The sequence below is a fragment of the Gemmatimonadota bacterium genome (assembly GCA_026706345.1).
Lineage (GTDB): Bacteria > JAAXHH01 > JAAXHH01 > JAAXHH01 > JAAXHH01 > JAAXHH01.
This window is the reverse complement of the sequence record JAPOYX010000285.1, coordinates 1-15,896: the sequence shown is the minus strand read 5'-3', so window position 1 is coordinate 15,896 and position 15,896 is coordinate 1. Positions and strand designations below refer to the sequence as shown.

Below are 15,896 nucleotides of genomic sequence, written 5' to 3'. Positions count from 1 at the left end.
AACCGCGGCGTGCTCCTCGGGCTGTTGGGCATGACCGGCACGACCAGTGGATATCACATCCATTACGAGATCCACCATGAGGGCCGCGTACTCGATCCGTCGACGTGGTTTTTTCCGGATCGGGGCCTCTAAGTCGCCGGCCGGTCGCCGGGGAAAATGCAAAAAAAGTTTGACATGCGGCTCCGTCCGCCCCATTTTTATCTCATATTGTCGCGATAACTGGTTTAATCGCAAAGACTAAGATCGTTCGGCAATTTGTATCAGGAAGCGTAGTTTTGATAAAATACCGAATGCCGACCAGGCTCATGGTTTTGCATTTCGGGGGTAGGACGGTTCGTATTCCCGGATCGCTGATTGCCGCCATGCTTGGCGTGCTGGTCCTGGTAACCGGCGTGGTGTACGCCGGTGCGAGGTCATGGCTGGCAGAGTACAGGCACAGCAGTATTCACGAAGAGATCAGAAGCCTGGAACAGTCCAGCCGGTCGAACTCGGCCAGGCTGGAATCGCTCATCGCGTCGGAAGAGACCGCGCGCCTCATTTCGGGGCTTCCAAGCATTCATCCGGATGTCCGCCAGGTGGGTGTGGGTGGACGAGCCGGATTGCCGGATCCGGGTTTCAGCCTCGATTCTCCCTTTTACCGGGCTTCCAGGCTGCACTCCGAGATGGAAACCTCCAAGCGCAAGTCGAGCCTCTCCCTCAAGAGTATGGAGGATATCGAGCGGCAGATCCGGGAGATCGACGACCGCTGGCAATTCGTACCTTCGATCACGCCGGTGACCGGCGTCGTAACCAGCCGTTACGGACTGCGGAATGATCCTTTCACCGGTCTCTTAACCATGCACCACGGGGTCGATATTGCCGCCGCTCCCGGTACGCCGGTCAAGTCGCCCGCCAGCGGCGTCGTGGTCAAGGCCGGCGTGGACCCCCGGTACGGCCTGTTCATAGACGTGGACCACCAGAACGGATTCAGGACCCGCTTCGGTCATCTCTCCGCCATCCTGGTGAAGAAGGGCATGGAACTGAAACGCGGCGATATCATCGGCCAGGTGGGCATGACCGGGAGAACCACCGGACACCATCTGCATTACGAAGTTCAGAAGGACCGGAGACGGGTCAATCCCATGAAGTTCATCCGGTCAGAAAACGACTGCTGATCCGTACCGACCACGAAGTGTGATTAGTTGATTAGAGGCAGGGGCGCCGTTTGTTCCCTGCCTTTTCTTATTTTTGCTGCGGCTCTGTACCGCGCCGCCGCGGCTCTGTACCGCGCCGCGGAATCCCGATCCGCAAGGGGTGGAGGGCTGGTTCGATGTTCCGCCAGGACTACATCATGAGAACCATTCGCGTTTTCATCGATGCGCTGATCCTGCTGATCCGGTCGCGCCGCGATCAGGACTATCCCCGCGCCCGCTCGATTGTCGCCCAGACCTGGGAGGATATTTTCGGCCTTTCCACGGCGTCCGTCATGGCGCTGTCGGAACGCACCCTGCTGTCCATGTTGCTGAAACGAAGCGGAGGAGTCGTCGACTCGGCCCTCATGGCCGCGCGCCTGTTCAAGGAAGACGGTGCGCTGGCCGTGGCGGACGGACAGGAGGATGAGGGCCGCGGCCTCTACCTGAAGGCGCTGAACTGCTACCTGGAAATCGCCGTGGAGCCGTCTGTCGGCCCGGACGACTTCCGCTGGATCAGCGAAGAGATCGACCGATCCGGTCTCGTGACGGATCCCCGCGAAGCGATCGGCGAACTGCTGGAGCTCCTGGCCGATACGGCGCTTCCGATGCCGACCACGCTGCTGCTGTTCCGGTACTACGAACGGTACGGCCAGTACGGCAAGGCCGAAGACGTCCTGTTTCACCTGATGGACGACCACCCGGCCGAGCCCGAAATCGCCGAGCTCGGCCTGGGATTCTACGAACGGCTCGAATCCATGGCGGACGACCGCCTGGAAAGGGGCGGACTGCCCCGCGATGAAGTCCGGGAAGGACTGGAACAACTGCGGTGTCGGATACGCCGGCACGGGTATGTTTTTGATTGACGGTCACGGTGCGGCCCGTTAGATTACCGGAATCAAAAAACGCTTGAAAGACAGGACATTATGGTGACGGAAAAGACGATGCTCGAACCGCCGGCGGACGCCCCGGCAGCACGGAGCCGCGCCCTGTACGTGGAGACCTACGGCTGCCAGATGAACAAGGCGGATTCCGAGCTGATCGTGGGGCTGCTCGCACGTGAAGGATACCGGGTCACCGACCGGGTCGAGCGGGCCGACGTGATCCTGGTGAATACCTGCGCGATCCGCGAGAACGCGGAGCAGCGGGTACTCGGACGCATGTCCGAACTGAACCGGTTCAAGACGGCCAATCCCGGTCTGATCCTGGGGCTCTGCGGATGCATGTCCCAGCACCTCGGCGACCGGATCATCGACAAGGCGCCCTACATCGACCTGGTCGCGGGTCCCGACAGTTACCGGCGGCTGCCGGCCATGCTCCGGACCCTGTCCACGGAAGACGAACCGGCGCTGGACCTGACCTGGGACCGGGCGGAACACTATCTCGACATCGACCCCGTCAGGGAAGCCGGCGTGAACGGCTGGGTCACGATCATGCGCGGTTGCGACAAGATGTGCACCTTCTGCATCGTGCCTTTCGTGCGCGGCCGAGAGCGGAGCACGCCCCACGGCGAAGTGATTCGCCAGATCGAGCACCTCGCGGCGGAAGGGTACCGGGAGGTGACCCTGCTCGGCCAGACGGTGAACAAGTACCGGGACGGCGAGGTCGATTTCGCGGACCTGCTTTCGCGGGCGGCGGAAATCGACGGCATCGAACGCATCCGGTTTACCTCGCCCCACCCGGCGCATTTCCCCGACCGGTTGATCGAGGTCATGGCGGCTTCTCCGAAGATATGCCCGCACACGCACCTGCCGCTGCAGTCCGGCGCATCGACGACCCTGTCCCGCATGCGCCGGGATTACACCCCGGAATCGTTTCTGGACGTAGTCGGCAGGCTCCGGGAGAACATCCCCCGAATCACCCTGACGACGGATATCATCGTGGGATTCTGCGGCGAGACGGAGGAAGAATTCGAGGCGACCCGCGAGATGATGCGTACCGTGCAATTCGACAGTGCCTTCATGTTCAAGTATTCTCCGAGGCCCGGGACAGCTTCCCACAGGCGGCTGGCCGACGACGTCCCGGAAGAGGTGAAGGCCCGGCGATTGACGGCGATCATCGAAATGCAGAAGGCGATCTCCGACGTCTGGAACCGGGCGTACCGGGGAAAGATCGTGAATGTGCTCGTCGAGGGTCGGTCAAGGCGGGACGCCGACAAGCTCTTCGGCAAGACGGACACCTTTAAGACCGTCGTGTTTCCCATGCAGGCGGGGATCGATTCCAACGCGATCGTGCCCGTGCGCGTGAACGGTTCCACGCCCTTTACGCTGTTTGGAGACGTCGCGGCGCCGGCATAGCGCTGGCGGGATAAGACGCGATACCGGGTCCGGAGTGGCGCCGGAAATCCAAGGATGCCCGCCGGGTCCGGAGCCCCGGCTAAACCCGGCCCGATCCGGAGTGGCGCCTGCACAGGTCCGGAGTGGCGCCCGACGACAGCAGACAAACACAGGGAGAGGCCTTGTAATGAAACCAAAAGATCCGGAAGAGCATTCGATCCCCGAAGCGGATTCGAACCGGGAAACGGAAAGCGCAGGCTCCGGCCTTACCCGCCGGAATTTCATCGGAAAAATAGCAGGCGGCGCCCTGGCCGGACTGGCCGGCACCGCGATTCTCAACAGTTGTGCGGATCCATCCCCAAAGGAGAGTACCATGTCATTCACGCTGCCCGATCTGCCCTATGCCCATGACGCGCTCGAGCCCCACATCGATACGCGCACCATGGAAATCCATCACGGCAAGCACCACAACACCTATATCACCAACCTGAACAACGCCCTGGCGGACCACGGCGACCTGTCCGGCAAGAGCCTGGACGAACTGCTGGCCGACAACTGCGCCATCGTGCCGGACGCCATCAAGACCGCCGTGCGCAACAACGGCGGCGGCCACGCCAACCACACGCAGTTCTGGACGATCATGAGCGGCAGCGGCGGCGGGAATCCCTCGGGCAACCTGGCCGCGGCGATCGACGGTACCTTCGGCGGTCTCGACGCGATGAAGGAGCAGTTCGCGGCCGCGGGCGCGACGCGCTTCGGTTCCGGATGGGCCTGGCTCGCGAAGGACGGGGCGGGCAACCTCGAAGTCTACTCCACGGCCAACCAGGACAGCCCGATCATGGAAGGCAAGACGGCCATTCTGGGGCTGGACGTCTGGGAACACGCCTACTACTTGAATTACCAGAACCTGCGTCCCGCGTATATCGAAGCCTGGTGGAACGTCGTGGACTGGGCGGAGGCGGAAAGACGCTTCAACGGCTGAATCCTGGAGGTTGAATGGCGCGAACGGGAAGAGCGGCGATCCTGAGCGGGGAAAAGGGCACGTTCACCGTCGGCGAGGCGGTGGTCCCCGACCCCGGTCCGGGAGAGGTGCTCGTAAGGCAGTCCATGTGCGGCGTCTGCGGCACGGACGTGCACATCTATCACGGCCACGCGCGGCGCAAGGCCTTTCCGCTGGTACTGGGCCATGAGATCGTGGGCGTCATCGAGAAGCTGGGGTCGGGCGTCGACTCGGACGCCATGGAAAAGCCGGTCAGGGAGGGCGATCTCATCGCCATCATCCCGGGGCAGCAGTGCGGGACCTGCTACTTCTGCGCGGTGGTGCGGGAGCCCGGGCTCTGTCCCAACGTGCTGGCCTACGGATTCCGGCCCTATGCCGACATCAAGCCCCACTTCCAGGGTGGGTACGCGGAATACGTCCTGCTGAACATACCCCGCAGCAAGTTTCTCAAGGTTCAGAGTTCCCCCGAAGTCGCCGTGCTGCTCGAACCCTTCACCGTCGGCCTGCACTTCGCCGAAAAGGCCCAGATGAAACTCGGGTCCACGGCGGTGATCCAGGGCGCCGGCGCCATCGGCCTGTTCAGCCTGGCCGCGGCCATCGAGGCTGGCGCGCACCGCACCATCGTGGTCGGGGCGCCCGCGTCTCGCCTGGAACTGGCGAAGGCCTTCGGCGCCGACGTGACCATCAACATCGAGGAAGTGCCGGACGCGCAGGAACGCATCGAAGCGGTCAAGGCGGAGACGCCGGGCGGTTACGGCGCCGACGTGGTCTTCGAATGCACGGGCGTGCCGCCGGCCATCCCGGAGGGTGTGGAAATGCTGCGGCGCGGCGGCACCTACGTGGAAGGCGGCCATTTCACGGACGCGGGGGACGTCCGCATGAACCCCTTCAATCACTTCGTGTTCCGCCACATCACCCTCGTCGGCGTCTGGGCCAGCACCATCACGCATTTCGTGCGTGGCCTGCCCATCCTCGAATCGGGCCGCTACCCCTTCGAGGAAATGGTTTCCCACACCCTACCGCTGAGCCGGGTCGGCGAGGCCATCGACGCGCTGTCGACCAACTACCGGCTCGACGGAGAAGAGGTCCGCAAAATCGCGATTTCGGGCGAGGTGGCCGGATAGGAGCGCAGCGTAGGCAGAGGCGCGGCGTAAATAGAGGCGCGGCGTAGATAAAGGCGTAGCGTAAAGGAGCCGCTTTGAAATTCAAACTGGGATTCAGCGGACTGCGGTGGCAGACCCCGGACCTGGATGAAATCCTCGGGCAGCTTAAGGAAACCGGCTGGGACGGATGGGAGATCCGGCAGTCGCTGGACTGGCTGGGTTCGGCCAAACGGGTGAAGACCATTTCGGACCGTGCGGGCGTGACGGTCGCCGTCGTCACCAGCCGCGGCATATCGCTCGACGGCGATTTCGAGATGAAGGAGCGGAACAAGCGCCGCATCGACTTCGCCGCGGACGTGGAGGCCGACACCTTCATGTTCATGGGCGCCAACCGTCCCTACGGACGCTCATCGACACCGGACGACATCCGGGCCCTGGCGGACCTGTCCGACGAATTCGCCGACTACGCATCGCAGTACGACCTGGACGTGTGCTACCACATCCATACCAGCACCACGGTTGATTCCCGCGAGGAGTGGGAGCTCCTCATGCGCCTGATGAAACGGGCGCAACTCTGCATCGACGTCTCCCATTCGGCTTTCTGGCACTACGATCCCGCCCAGTCCATCCGGGATTACAGAGACCGGCTGGTATACGTGCACCTGCAGGATTACAAGGATTACCGCTTCGTCGAGCTCGGAGACGGAGGATTGCTCGACTTCGGCGCGGCCATGAAGGCGCTGGAGGAAATCGGCTACGACCGGTGGGTGACCGTGTGCCCCAGCCAGTCGGACCTGCCCGACCTCGAGAAGATGCGTCGGGAACGCGCCTATCTACGCAAACTGGGGTATTGAACGGTCCGGCGGCTGGCGGTTGTTGCGTGTTCGCCTATCGTTCAATCTGCCTCGGCCGAGCCGCATCGCGGTCCAAATTGCCGTGGCTCCGGCCTGCCCCGACTACTTGCCCCGGGACCTTTCCAGCACGGCCAGCGCGATATCCGCGACCTGCTCCGGATCGCCCGCGATGACCCGGATCATGGGTTCCTTCCCCTCGTCCCCCAGGTCGTAGACGATATCCGGCACGAAACCCTGTTCCTCGATGACCCGGGCCGTTCCCCATTCGAGGGACGAGCCTTCCCTTTGTTTCGATTCGAGCGGCTCCTCGTGGCGGTCGAAGGAGGCGACCGAAAGTCCCAGCCCCCGGCAGGCGTCCAGGATCGATTCATCGTACCGGATGTTCATCACGGATCGCTTGGCCGGGTCCTTCCGCATGGCGGTGAGAATGATCCGGGCCACGTGGGAAGACGCGCCGAATTCGGGCGGCGCCACGGAACGGATATCACGGCGCACGCGGATGAGCCGGCCGGGAAAGGCCGCCACGTCGTCAGCCGACCGTGCGCCGGCCAGTCCCATGCCCAGGTTGCACTGTACTTCGGGGACGAGATCCCCCGCGTGGGCGTTTTCGAGGCGCCGTGCAGCGGCGGCCAGCTGGTCCAGGACCGAGAGGCGCTCGGCGTCGCGGTAGAGTTCGTGGAAGTGATGAACCGGTCCGTGCCCCCCGCCCAGGGGGACGGCGTGGCGCAGCGCGCCGGTAAGATAGGTCTTGGCGCCGCCCACGGCTTCGGCGACGCTCGCGCCCTTTGCCAGGCCGGCGGTAATCGCGGAAGCGAAGGTGCAGCCTGTGCCATGGGTGCACCGCGTATCGATGCGTTCCGCCTCGAACGTTTCGAATGCCGCGCCGTCGAATAGCACATCGGTGGCCGGCCCCGCCAGGTGGCCGCCCTTGACGACCACGTGACCGGGACCCATATCGAATAGCTTCCGGCCGATGGCTTTCATCCCTTCCAAGTCCGACGCGTCTATCCCGGTCAGCGCCTTCGCCTCGTCCAGATTCGGCGTGACGACGGTGGCGAGGGGGACGAGCTTCTCGACCAGCGTGGATACGGCCTCGGATTCCAGCAGCGCGTCGCCGCTCTTGGCGATCATGACCGGATCCACGACGAGCGGGATGTCGGGATACGCCCGCAGCGTGTCCGCCACGGCGGCGATGATCTGCGCGTTGGCCAGCATGCCCGTCTTGATGGCCTGGGCGCCGATATCGGAAAGGACGGAATCGATCTGCGCCGCCACCGCCTCGGGCGGCAGGTTGTGGACGGCCTGCACGCCGAGGGTGTTCTGAGCGGTCACGGACGTTACGGCCGACATGCCGTACACGCCGTTGGCCGAAAACGTCTTGAGGTCCGCCTGGATGCCGGCTCCGCCTCCGGAGTCGGAACCCGCGATGGTGAGCGCTACGGGGATCATGGGAGGAGATTCGCGTGGATGATCATGGTGTTCGGCTGGTCGTCAGGCGGGCGTCCGCGTCCGGCATGCGCGTCCGGTGTCCGTGTCCGGCATGCGCGGATTGGCTTCCGCGTCCGGCATCCGTGTCCGGCACCCGCGGGTCGGTCCGATCAGGTCGTCTTAGGTTGGTTTTCGTAGAACTTCTTGATCAGGCGATCCAGGTATTCTGCCGGGTTCCCGATCGCTTCTTCCGTAATCTTCAGTTCCTTCGCCTGGATCAGCTTCAACCCGTGGACGTAGTCCTTGAACAGCTCCGTCCCCATGTCTTCGGGGGTCCTGCCATGCTGCTCCGCCAGTTTCTCCAGCGCCGCGGATGCGGCTTCGTCCAGCGTCAGGGCTATGTCGTGTTCCTCGAAGTACACCCGCAGCTCCGCGACGGGCTCGGGAGGCGCTTCGGCGAGAATCCTTTCGAGTTCTCTCTCCGGGTGCTCCACCACCGCGGCCGTCACGTCCAACTGCTTCACCGTGCTGGACGGAAGTTTCTTCTCGAACCTGATCAGGATACGCTCCATCGCGCCGATGAGGCCGCGGGCGCCCGTACCGGACCGGTGGGCCCGTTCCGCGATCAGGCGCAGCGATTCCTCGTCGAAGTCGACGTCGATGCCATAGGCCTTGAAGTCCAGCTTCTTGGCGATGATAACCGGGCTGTTCGGGTTCCGCAGGATCTGGAACAGGTCGTCGACGCTGAGCTTGTGGAGCACGGCGGTTACCGGAAGGCGCCCGATGAATTCCGACTCGAAGCCATACTCTATCAGGTCTTCCGCGGTCACGTACGGAAGCCATTCGCCATCCTCGGGTTTTTCCGCGCCGTCGCCCTGCTCGAATCCCATCGCCTGCACGCTCATGCGCTTCTTGATGATCTCTTCCAGGTTGGCGAAGGCCCCGCTGACGATGAACAGGATGTTGCGCGTATTGATGCGTTTCCTTTCGACCTTGCCCGTCTTCTGGAACTGGAGGGCGTTCTCCATCTGGGACGTCAGGTCGTGAGGCGCCTGCAGGTCCACGTCCGTCTCCTCCATCAGCTTGAGGAGCGTGCGCTGCACCCCGGTCCGCGACACGTCGGGCCCGACGGTGTTGCCCGACGAGGCTATCTTGTCGATCTCGTCGATGTAGATGATGCCGTACTCCGCCAGCCTGATGTTGCCGTCCGCCTCGTGGACCAGCGAGCGGACCAGTTCGTCCACGTCCCCGCCCACGTAGCCCGTCTCGCTGAACCGCGTAGCGTCGCCCTTGACGAAGGGCACGCCGATCCTGCTGGCGATGAGCTTGATGAGGTAGGTCTTCCCCACGCCGGTCGGGCCGATCAGAATGATGTTGTTCTTAATGTTGCCGACCGGTTCCTGCTCTTCCTGGAGCCGGATGCGGTTGAAATGGGTGCAGATCTTGGTGGCCAGGATCTCCTTGGCCTCGTCCTGGCGGATGACGTACTCGTTCAGGTAGGCTTCCAGTTCCTCCGGTTTCATGTCGAACCGGATCTCCGGCAGCGGGGCTTCTTCCGCGGGCGGGTCCGATGGGACGCCTTCCTTCTCCGGCTGGGCGAACTGAACCTGTGCGCCGTACTTGTTCGAAAAGAACTCTTTGAGGTCCTTCTGAATATCACCCATGTCGGGTGTCTTGGTCATAAGGGCTCGATCCTTTCGGGTGCCTGGCCCGCTCGACGCAATGGTAGAACCCCCGTAATATAGGTGATGAGGCGCATTCGGGCAAACGCTATTGACGTGACGCCCCGCCGAGGAGCCCGGCTATCCCGGCGTAACCCGCGTTAACCGCCTCCGGCTCTACGGTTTCGCGGCGCGGCTGCCGAAGGCGCGCAGGGCCCAGTACCGGACGCGGCTCCACACCCGGCCCATCCCCTCGGACCGGAGCAGTTCCCGGAAATCGCTGTCCGCGGCTTTCCGGAAATCCCGGCTCAGCCGCCTCATCCGGATCGACTGGTAGGCGCAGTCATGCATCAGGCTCGGGGCCATCGACGACCGGGTGTCGACCGCCGGCCCGGACGCGCCGTCCCAGGAGTACCCTGGATACACCACGAGCATGTTCCCGTCAAACCGGAACATGGGCAGCGGGCTTGCCTCCCGCTGCAGGCGGCTCTGCCTGTACACGGTGAAGGGCGGGTACGTATGCTCCAGTTGAAACACGTACTCCTCCATCACCAGGTACTTGTACTCCCTTCGGAACATCCTGCGCCGGGCGTCGTTCTTCCTGATTTCGACCCAGCGGCCCCGCTTCGTGATGGAACAACCCATGATCCGCTCCTCCCGCGCCTGTGCGCACCGAAATGTCAGGTAAAGGCACGCAAAAAACCCGTGCCGAGTGTCGATCAGAAGTAGCACGGGGACGCTTGAAGGTCCGCGGGGTGCGGGTCCGCTATGGGACGCGAGGATATTCTGATTTGGATTTACTTATGCCCATGCGCGTGGCATGAGCAGAACGATATCACTATACAAGTGTTTGGTGCTGCTGTCAAGGAGTTTTTGGTTGGTATCGGACGGGCACGGATTTGACAAACAAGCGAGTAACCCACAGCAACTTGCCGTGTATCTCGGCTGAACGTCTAACCGCAGTTGACGATTTCACTTTGTCTGGACAGTGAGTTTAGAGTCGAAGGGCTTGGCTCAGGTCCAGGGACCGGATGCCGCCCAGTGCTTCGGACCGGGTTCGGCGGAGACAAGCGCCTCGACGACGGGCGATAAGAACTCGTCGGCTGCTCCGGTGATTTCGGCCAGTGAGGTAGGCTCATGCTCCAGTTGGAGCCGGTCGCGGAATGCCGACCACTGGACCTGTTTGGTGTCGGCGAAGGAACTGGTGAACGCCTCGACCGCTTGGGGCAGCGCAGTGCCCCGCCGGTCGAAAGTGAGCCTGACGGCCTCGGTCAGCTCGGGGCCGTCGAATTCATACTGCCGGGACAGCAGCCAGATATCATAGAAGTCTTTCATTCGGCTGTTCAACATGCCTAGTTTGACCATGGCTTCGAGCTTCTCGGCGATAGTGCTCTCGCGGCTGTAGCCGAGCATCCGCGGCGCCGGGAAATCCAACATCGCCGGGAGCTGAGCAACTTCCGGCCCGGGATACACCACGTCTCCGAAGCCGATATCGATCTGCATGTGGATTTGTGCCGTACCGAGCGCCCCCTGGAACCGAACCCTGATCCCCTCTTGTTCAGCGCCTTCGGTGATGCGTTCGGTCCGGATGTAGGTTGGATCGAAGAGCAGACCGTCCGTTTGCACGTCCTCGTTCAGGATCTCCCGAATCTGCGCGATGATGGCGTCTTCCTCGTTGTTCGTACTGCCGAGCAGATCGATATCCATGGTCGGACGGATCTCGGGCGAACACCACACCTGCAGCATCAGCGCTCCCTTGAGAATGAACCGCTCGTTGTGTTCAGACTGGGACAACCGGTAGAGGAACCGCTCCATGGCAAAATACTGCAGTAACTCGGCGAAGGGACGGCGTCCTCGCCTGGCCTGGTTGAGTAGACGCTGCCGGACGGACGAGGCCACATGGCGTGCAGCGGTCATAGGCTGGCCTCCAGGTAGGGCTGCATCACCTTTTCCACTCGGCACGCCCTGGCGTAGCCGAGCAGCGAGCCAAGGTCGAGTCCGTTGCGCTCCCGGTGCAGACGCAGCGCCTCCAGCACCACGTCCATGCCGATGCGGTTGCGGAACTTGAAGCAGTCCGCCACAGTCTTCTCTCGGTCATAGACCTTTACCGCCGCGCCGTCGATCCGGTGTGTTTCAATGCCAACTGAATAGCTCGTATTTGAGAACCGGTGGGCTCGCACAGGAGGGTAGTCTAGCGAGGGCAGGCGCGAGGATCGGGGTACCGCCACGGATACTTCGTGAGGAATCTGCGTCGTGATGCCATGGTAGGACAGTGCCGAGACGAGACAAACGACGGCGCTGGGATAGCGCAGGCTTACAGTGACCAGGTCCGGATCGCTGAGCGGAGGTAGGTCCGCTAGCCGGTAGACGCCCCGGCTGACCAGTTCGACGATACCGCGGTCTCTCAGGGCATAGAGCGTGTAGGGTGTGATCCCGTAGCCGACGGCCTCGCTCATGCGAAGCTGGCCGCCGGACTCACGAAAGATCGCTTCGGCACTTTTCTGCATGGCAATCTCAGATAAAACGTTTCCACTTATGTATAACTGATAACAAAATATATGAGGTGTACGGTAGAGGCAAGTTAAAAAGCGATCACACGAACACGGGTCGGTCATGGCTAGTGACAGCGACTTCGTCGCCTCGCCCACCGCGTGAGAGGTCATGCGCCCGTCATGGTCGTAGGCGTAGGTGGCCAGGGCATTGCCCTCGGCGTCCGCCACGCCCGCCAGGCGGCCTGCCGCATCATAGGTATAACGCACCTCGCTGCCGTCGGGATAGACCATGGCGGTCACCTTGCCGGCCAGGTCGTAGGTGTAGGAGACGTCCTTGGATTGGGGTGTATCGATTCGTGGCGGGTGCTGACGAAATCGGCCCGGTGCTACTGCTTCCCTGTGCGAAAGTCATAGCACCTGCGTGCGCGTCGGTAAGACCTCTCCGCCATGTTGGATTCCGACTGAAAGAACCAGAAACGGTTGTTCGGATGCCGCAGGCGTACGGTGGAGCGAGAAACGCTCAAAGGTGAGGTCTCCAGATCCTTAGTCCATTAGTCTCTCTGCCACATTTGGACTATCACTCGGGGATATCGACACCTTGGAATCATCGTCTGTCCAGACTGAGGAAGAAATACCAACACAAAGGGGCAAGAGAGGATGAAATCGGTAAAAACACCGACCCGGCGTCCACATAAAGGGTCTAATCTCTGTCGATTTACATGGTACGGTTAATGTGAATGCAAGAAGAATCCTCACTTTTTCAGGTTCCCTGGTCTTGGTGTTTTCCAAAAGGTTAGAATCTTCATGCGTAATGCGTTAAGGTAGTAAAAAAAAACTGCAAAGAACACCGTATTCGCCAGAATCGCCAATCCTGTCCCAATCTGTTGCCCAGAATCTCTATCGGTGCCTGTTGACAACAATTCAACAAGTACCACCGAAACCAGTAGTCCCAGTCCAAGGTACAAAAGCCCCTTTTCCATCAACTGCCACCATCCATCTTCCTCGTTTCTGTTCCACTCGTCCATCTGTCTTATTCCTTTTACGTTGCGTGCAACTTTTTAGGCTATGATCCAATGAACTGCTTACCGGTATAGAATTTATGCGGTCGGTGACACCGGTATACTGGAATCTCCAATTGATATTGGAGATCGCGATCACCACTGATCTTGAATCGGTGTATACCTGATCGGTGGCCAACCTTCTAATCGTTTCTTTCAGCCGCACTACACTCGGAAAGTGTAGTGCGGCATCAGTTATCCCAAGTGTGCATACGACTTTTTTCGGAGGCCATGCGGGCTGTCCAAGAAGACCATTGCCAAGCATAGATTCTGCAAATAGGTCTCGATTGGAGGCAGCCCCACCCTTTTTCAGGCGAACTGAAGTACTTATCCAGTTGGAACTATACAAATCTAACGATAGATCCCCATCATTCGCTGGATTTATAAACGGATGATGCTTTCTTAACCAGTACCGTAAGGCAGAACAGGACGATCCCTATGACTGTAGAAATCACAATCAGGTAAGGTGCCGCAAAGATATGCAGAAACCCTATGCCATAAACAAAGAAAGTTCCCAATGTTTCATACCAGGTTCCTCGCGCAAATTCCGAGTTCGACCAAAATGAGCCATCGGTCACACCGGCTACAAACACAGTCATTGCAAGCCCCAACACGGTAATCAAATACCCCAACCCGAGATACCACACTACCTTACGAAGACGTCTTTTCATTACTCATCGTCCTGTTCGGGATCCTTTTGTTCAAACAGCTTGTTCCACTCGTTTATGCTGTAATCCTTACCGTTATATCGCACACCGGTGAAATTGCCATCGCTGTCGGTAGTAATGCCAAACCTGAATGACGTGATGTTCCTCCTGTTCTCTCCTGGCAACATGTTCAGAGCGTTGCCTTCGGACACTCCTACACCAATAAACACATTCTGTCCACTCGGGTCAGTGATAAACGCTTCCGTTGCCGGGAAGTTATCCCCCTTAATGCTGCCCGATATCGATAACAATCCGTCACTCTCCGTAATTGTAAAGTCTGAAAACACGTCGATGTTTGGACCGAGTTTCAATAACTGGGGAACTGATCCATAGACGTGTGTTCCAAAATGGAAAGTCCTTGAATCACCAAATTCGGCCTTGCGAGCTCTTTCTATATCTAGAGACGGTACACCTTGTCGGGTTAAGCCAATTAACGGGATACTTGACGGTGAACTCCAAACAGTGGCCTTCAATGTGGTCTTGTCCGTATCGAAACTGATTCTTTGATGGATCCTGGCCGAAGCTGACAGACTTGTCGTAAATCCTCTGTTCCCACCATCGCCGTGGAAAATCAACCCAAATGTATCCCTAGGCGCAAAAGACCTGATGGTGATCGGGTAAGCGATCGCACCGGTCGGATCCCTGAAGACCAATGGGTTGTTAAAGCTGTAAACATAAGGCGACCAACTGGGTAGCTTGTGCGCCATCGGGTCCACTTGCCAGAACCGTCGCGCCACAGGTCCATAAGTACGATTGGGCATGAAATCCAGCCCGGACTCGGCGTCCCTCTCATGCCCTGTGAACCTGAACGGCGTGGCATCGGTGCCACTTGTGGCCAGGACCTCGCCGTAGGGCCAGTAGTCGTAGGTGGCCGCGGCCGTGCCGGCTGACGACAGGAGCGTCCTCGTACTGCCGAGATGATCCTTAAGGTAGTAGGAAACCACCCCGCCTGCAACCCTGGCCAGCCGGTCGCCGCCTGCGTAGACGTAGTTGGCGGTCAGATTGCCGCCGGCATCGTAGGTGGCGAGCACGCTGCCTCCCGCGCCCCGGACGTAGTACACGGTGCTTCCGCCGCCGGTCTTCTTCACGCGGTGTCCCTCGGCGTCGATGGTATAGCCGTAGGCGCCGTAACCTGTGACCAGTCCGCGGTGGTCGTAGGTCATGGCGGTGCCCGCCACCGAGGTGGCCGATCCGTTGGCGTCGTAGACGAAGCGTTCGGTCGCGGTGCCCTCGGTGATGCGGTCGAGCCTGTTGGGCGTGGAAGTGCGCGAGTAGGCGTAGGTCGTCGTATCGCTGCCGGTCACGACGCGGGTGATGTTGCCGTTGTCGTCGTAGGCGTATGACCTGGCGTGGGTGGCGTCCAGGCTGAAGGTCTTGAGGCGGTGCAGGCCGTCGTAGGTGTAGGTGGCGGCCTTGCGGGTCTCGGCCGTGGCGCGCCGGTAGCGCTGGCTGGTGACGTTGCCCACGGCGTCGTAGGCCTGGCTCAGGGTGAACCGGCCCGGATAGTCGATGCCGCTGACCCAGTCGCGCGTGTTGTAGGCGTAAGCGCCGGTGGCCAGAGCGCCGCCCACCGCGTGAGAGGTCATGCGCCCGTCGCTATCGTAGGTGTAGGCGGCCAGGGCATTGCCCTCGGCGTCCGTCACGCCCGCAAGGCGGCCTGTCGCATCATAGGTATAACGCACCTCGCTGCCGTCGGGATAGACCATGGACGTCACCTTGCCGGCCAGGTCGTAGGTGTAGGAGACGTCCTTGTCGGGGAGCGTGTCGATGCTAACGCGCCGGTGGATGACGCGTCCCTCGTGGTCGTAGGCGATGCGCGCTATGACCCCTCGGCCTCGGCGTCTGCGTCGGTGTTCTGCTCGATGCGCGTGGGCCGTCCCACGGGCCAGGTAGCCCGCGCTCCGGACCCGCCCGCCTCATCGATATCATAGATATCATCGACATCATAGATGTACCTGCTCGTCCACGAGGCTGCGTCGGTCTCGAAGGCGTAGGTCGTGCCTGGCTCCAGGGAAGCGAAGGCCCGCGTCACCTCGCCGGAGCGGATCATGCGGCTGAATCGGTCGTAGGTAAAATAGCTGACCTTGCCGTCTGCGGCCTGCTGCGCGTTCTGGGAGAAGCGCACGTTGTGGCGGCTATCGTACTTGT

The 15,896-nt window shown here is 61.0% G+C and carries 15 protein-coding genes and 1 pseudogene; 6 read left to right on the top strand and 10 right to left on the bottom strand.

Annotated elements, in window-relative coordinates; genetic code table 11:
- Positions 1 to 275 precede the first annotated feature (275 nt).
- From OXG98_19935 to OXG98_19910, 6 genes are all read left to right on the top strand, one after another.
- Entirely contained in the window at positions 276 to 1,154 is an 879-nt protein-coding gene (locus tag OXG98_19935) for a M23 family metallopeptidase (GenBank protein MCY3774281.1), read from the top strand.
- A gap of 155 nt (positions 1,155 to 1,309) precedes the next feature.
- Entirely contained in the window at positions 1,310 to 2,035 is a 726-nt protein-coding gene (locus OXG98_19930; protein MCY3774280.1) for a DUF6483 family protein, read from the top strand.
- A 78-nt stretch (positions 2,036 to 2,113) separates the two neighbouring features.
- Complete coding sequence (gene miaB, locus OXG98_19925) at positions 2,114 to 3,466, top strand: tRNA (N6-isopentenyl adenosine(37)-C2)-methylthiotransferase MiaB (protein ID MCY3774279.1); 1,353 nt, start codon at positions 2,114 to 2,116, stop codon at positions 3,464 to 3,466.
- A 352-nt stretch (positions 3,467 to 3,818) separates the two neighbouring features.
- A complete protein-coding gene (locus tag OXG98_19920; protein ID MCY3774278.1) occupies positions 3,819 to 4,427 on the top strand; it encodes a superoxide dismutase in 609 nt (202 codons plus the stop codon).
- Positions 4,428 to 4,441: 14 nt separating this feature from the next.
- On the top strand, positions 4,442 to 5,569 hold the full coding sequence (locus OXG98_19915; GenBank protein ID MCY3774277.1) for a zinc-binding dehydrogenase: 1,128 nt from the start codon (positions 4,442 to 4,444) through the stop codon (positions 5,567 to 5,569).
- Positions 5,570 to 5,643: 74 nt separating this feature from the next.
- Positions 5,644 to 6,402 carry a sugar phosphate isomerase/epimerase gene (locus OXG98_19910; protein MCY3774276.1) on the top strand — a complete coding sequence of 253 codons (759 nt, stop codon included), beginning with the start codon at positions 5,644 to 5,646 and terminating at the stop codon, positions 6,400 to 6,402.
- 102 nt (positions 6,403 to 6,504) lie between these two features.
- Here OXG98_19910 and thiD read toward each other — a convergent pair whose 3' ends face one another.
- The 10 genes and pseudogenes from thiD to OXG98_19860 all read right to left on the bottom strand — a co-directional run.
- Positions 6,505 to 7,851, bottom strand: coding sequence for a bifunctional hydroxymethylpyrimidine kinase/phosphomethylpyrimidine kinase (gene thiD, locus OXG98_19905; protein ID MCY3774275.1), 1,347 nt, complete (start codon positions 7,849 to 7,851; stop codon positions 6,505 to 6,507).
- 149 nt (positions 7,852 to 8,000) lie between these two features.
- Positions 8,001 to 9,512 (bottom strand): AAA family ATPase, encoded by a 1,512-nt coding sequence (locus OXG98_19900; protein MCY3774274.1) that lies wholly within the window; start codon positions 9,510 to 9,512, stop codon positions 8,001 to 8,003.
- 156 nt (positions 9,513 to 9,668) lie between these two features.
- Positions 9,669 to 10,136, bottom strand: coding sequence for a hypothetical protein (locus OXG98_19895; GenBank protein ID MCY3774273.1), 468 nt, complete (start codon positions 10,134 to 10,136; stop codon positions 9,669 to 9,671).
- A gap of 369 nt (positions 10,137 to 10,505) precedes the next feature.
- Positions 10,506 to 11,408 (bottom strand): nucleotidyl transferase AbiEii/AbiGii toxin family protein, encoded by a 903-nt coding sequence (locus OXG98_19890; protein ID MCY3774272.1) that lies wholly within the window; start codon positions 11,406 to 11,408, stop codon positions 10,506 to 10,508.
- Positions 11,405 to 11,998 (bottom strand): transcriptional regulator, encoded by a 594-nt coding sequence (locus OXG98_19885; protein MCY3774271.1) that lies wholly within the window; start codon positions 11,996 to 11,998, stop codon positions 11,405 to 11,407. Before OXG98_19885 ends, OXG98_19890 begins: the two co-directional genes overlap by 4 nt.
- A 156-nt stretch (positions 11,999 to 12,154) precedes the next feature.
- Positions 12,155 to 12,337: pseudogene (locus OXG98_19880) on the bottom strand (RHS repeat protein).
- A 398-nt stretch (positions 12,338 to 12,735) separates the two neighbouring features.
- Complete coding sequence (locus OXG98_19875; protein MCY3774270.1) at positions 12,736 to 13,008, bottom strand: hypothetical protein; 273 nt, start codon at positions 13,006 to 13,008, stop codon at positions 12,736 to 12,738.
- A gap of 401 nt (positions 13,009 to 13,409) precedes the next feature.
- A complete protein-coding gene (locus OXG98_19870; protein MCY3774269.1) occupies positions 13,410 to 13,712 on the bottom strand; it encodes a hypothetical protein in 303 nt (100 codons plus the stop codon).
- A complete protein-coding gene (locus OXG98_19865) occupies positions 13,712 to 15,475 on the bottom strand; it encodes a hypothetical protein (protein MCY3774268.1) in 1,764 nt (587 codons plus the stop codon). Before OXG98_19865 ends, OXG98_19870 begins: the two co-directional genes overlap by 1 nt.
- Positions 15,476 to 15,567: 92 nt before the next feature.
- On the bottom strand, positions 15,568 to 15,896 hold a 329-nt coding region (locus OXG98_19860), incomplete at its 5' end, for a hypothetical protein (protein ID MCY3774267.1).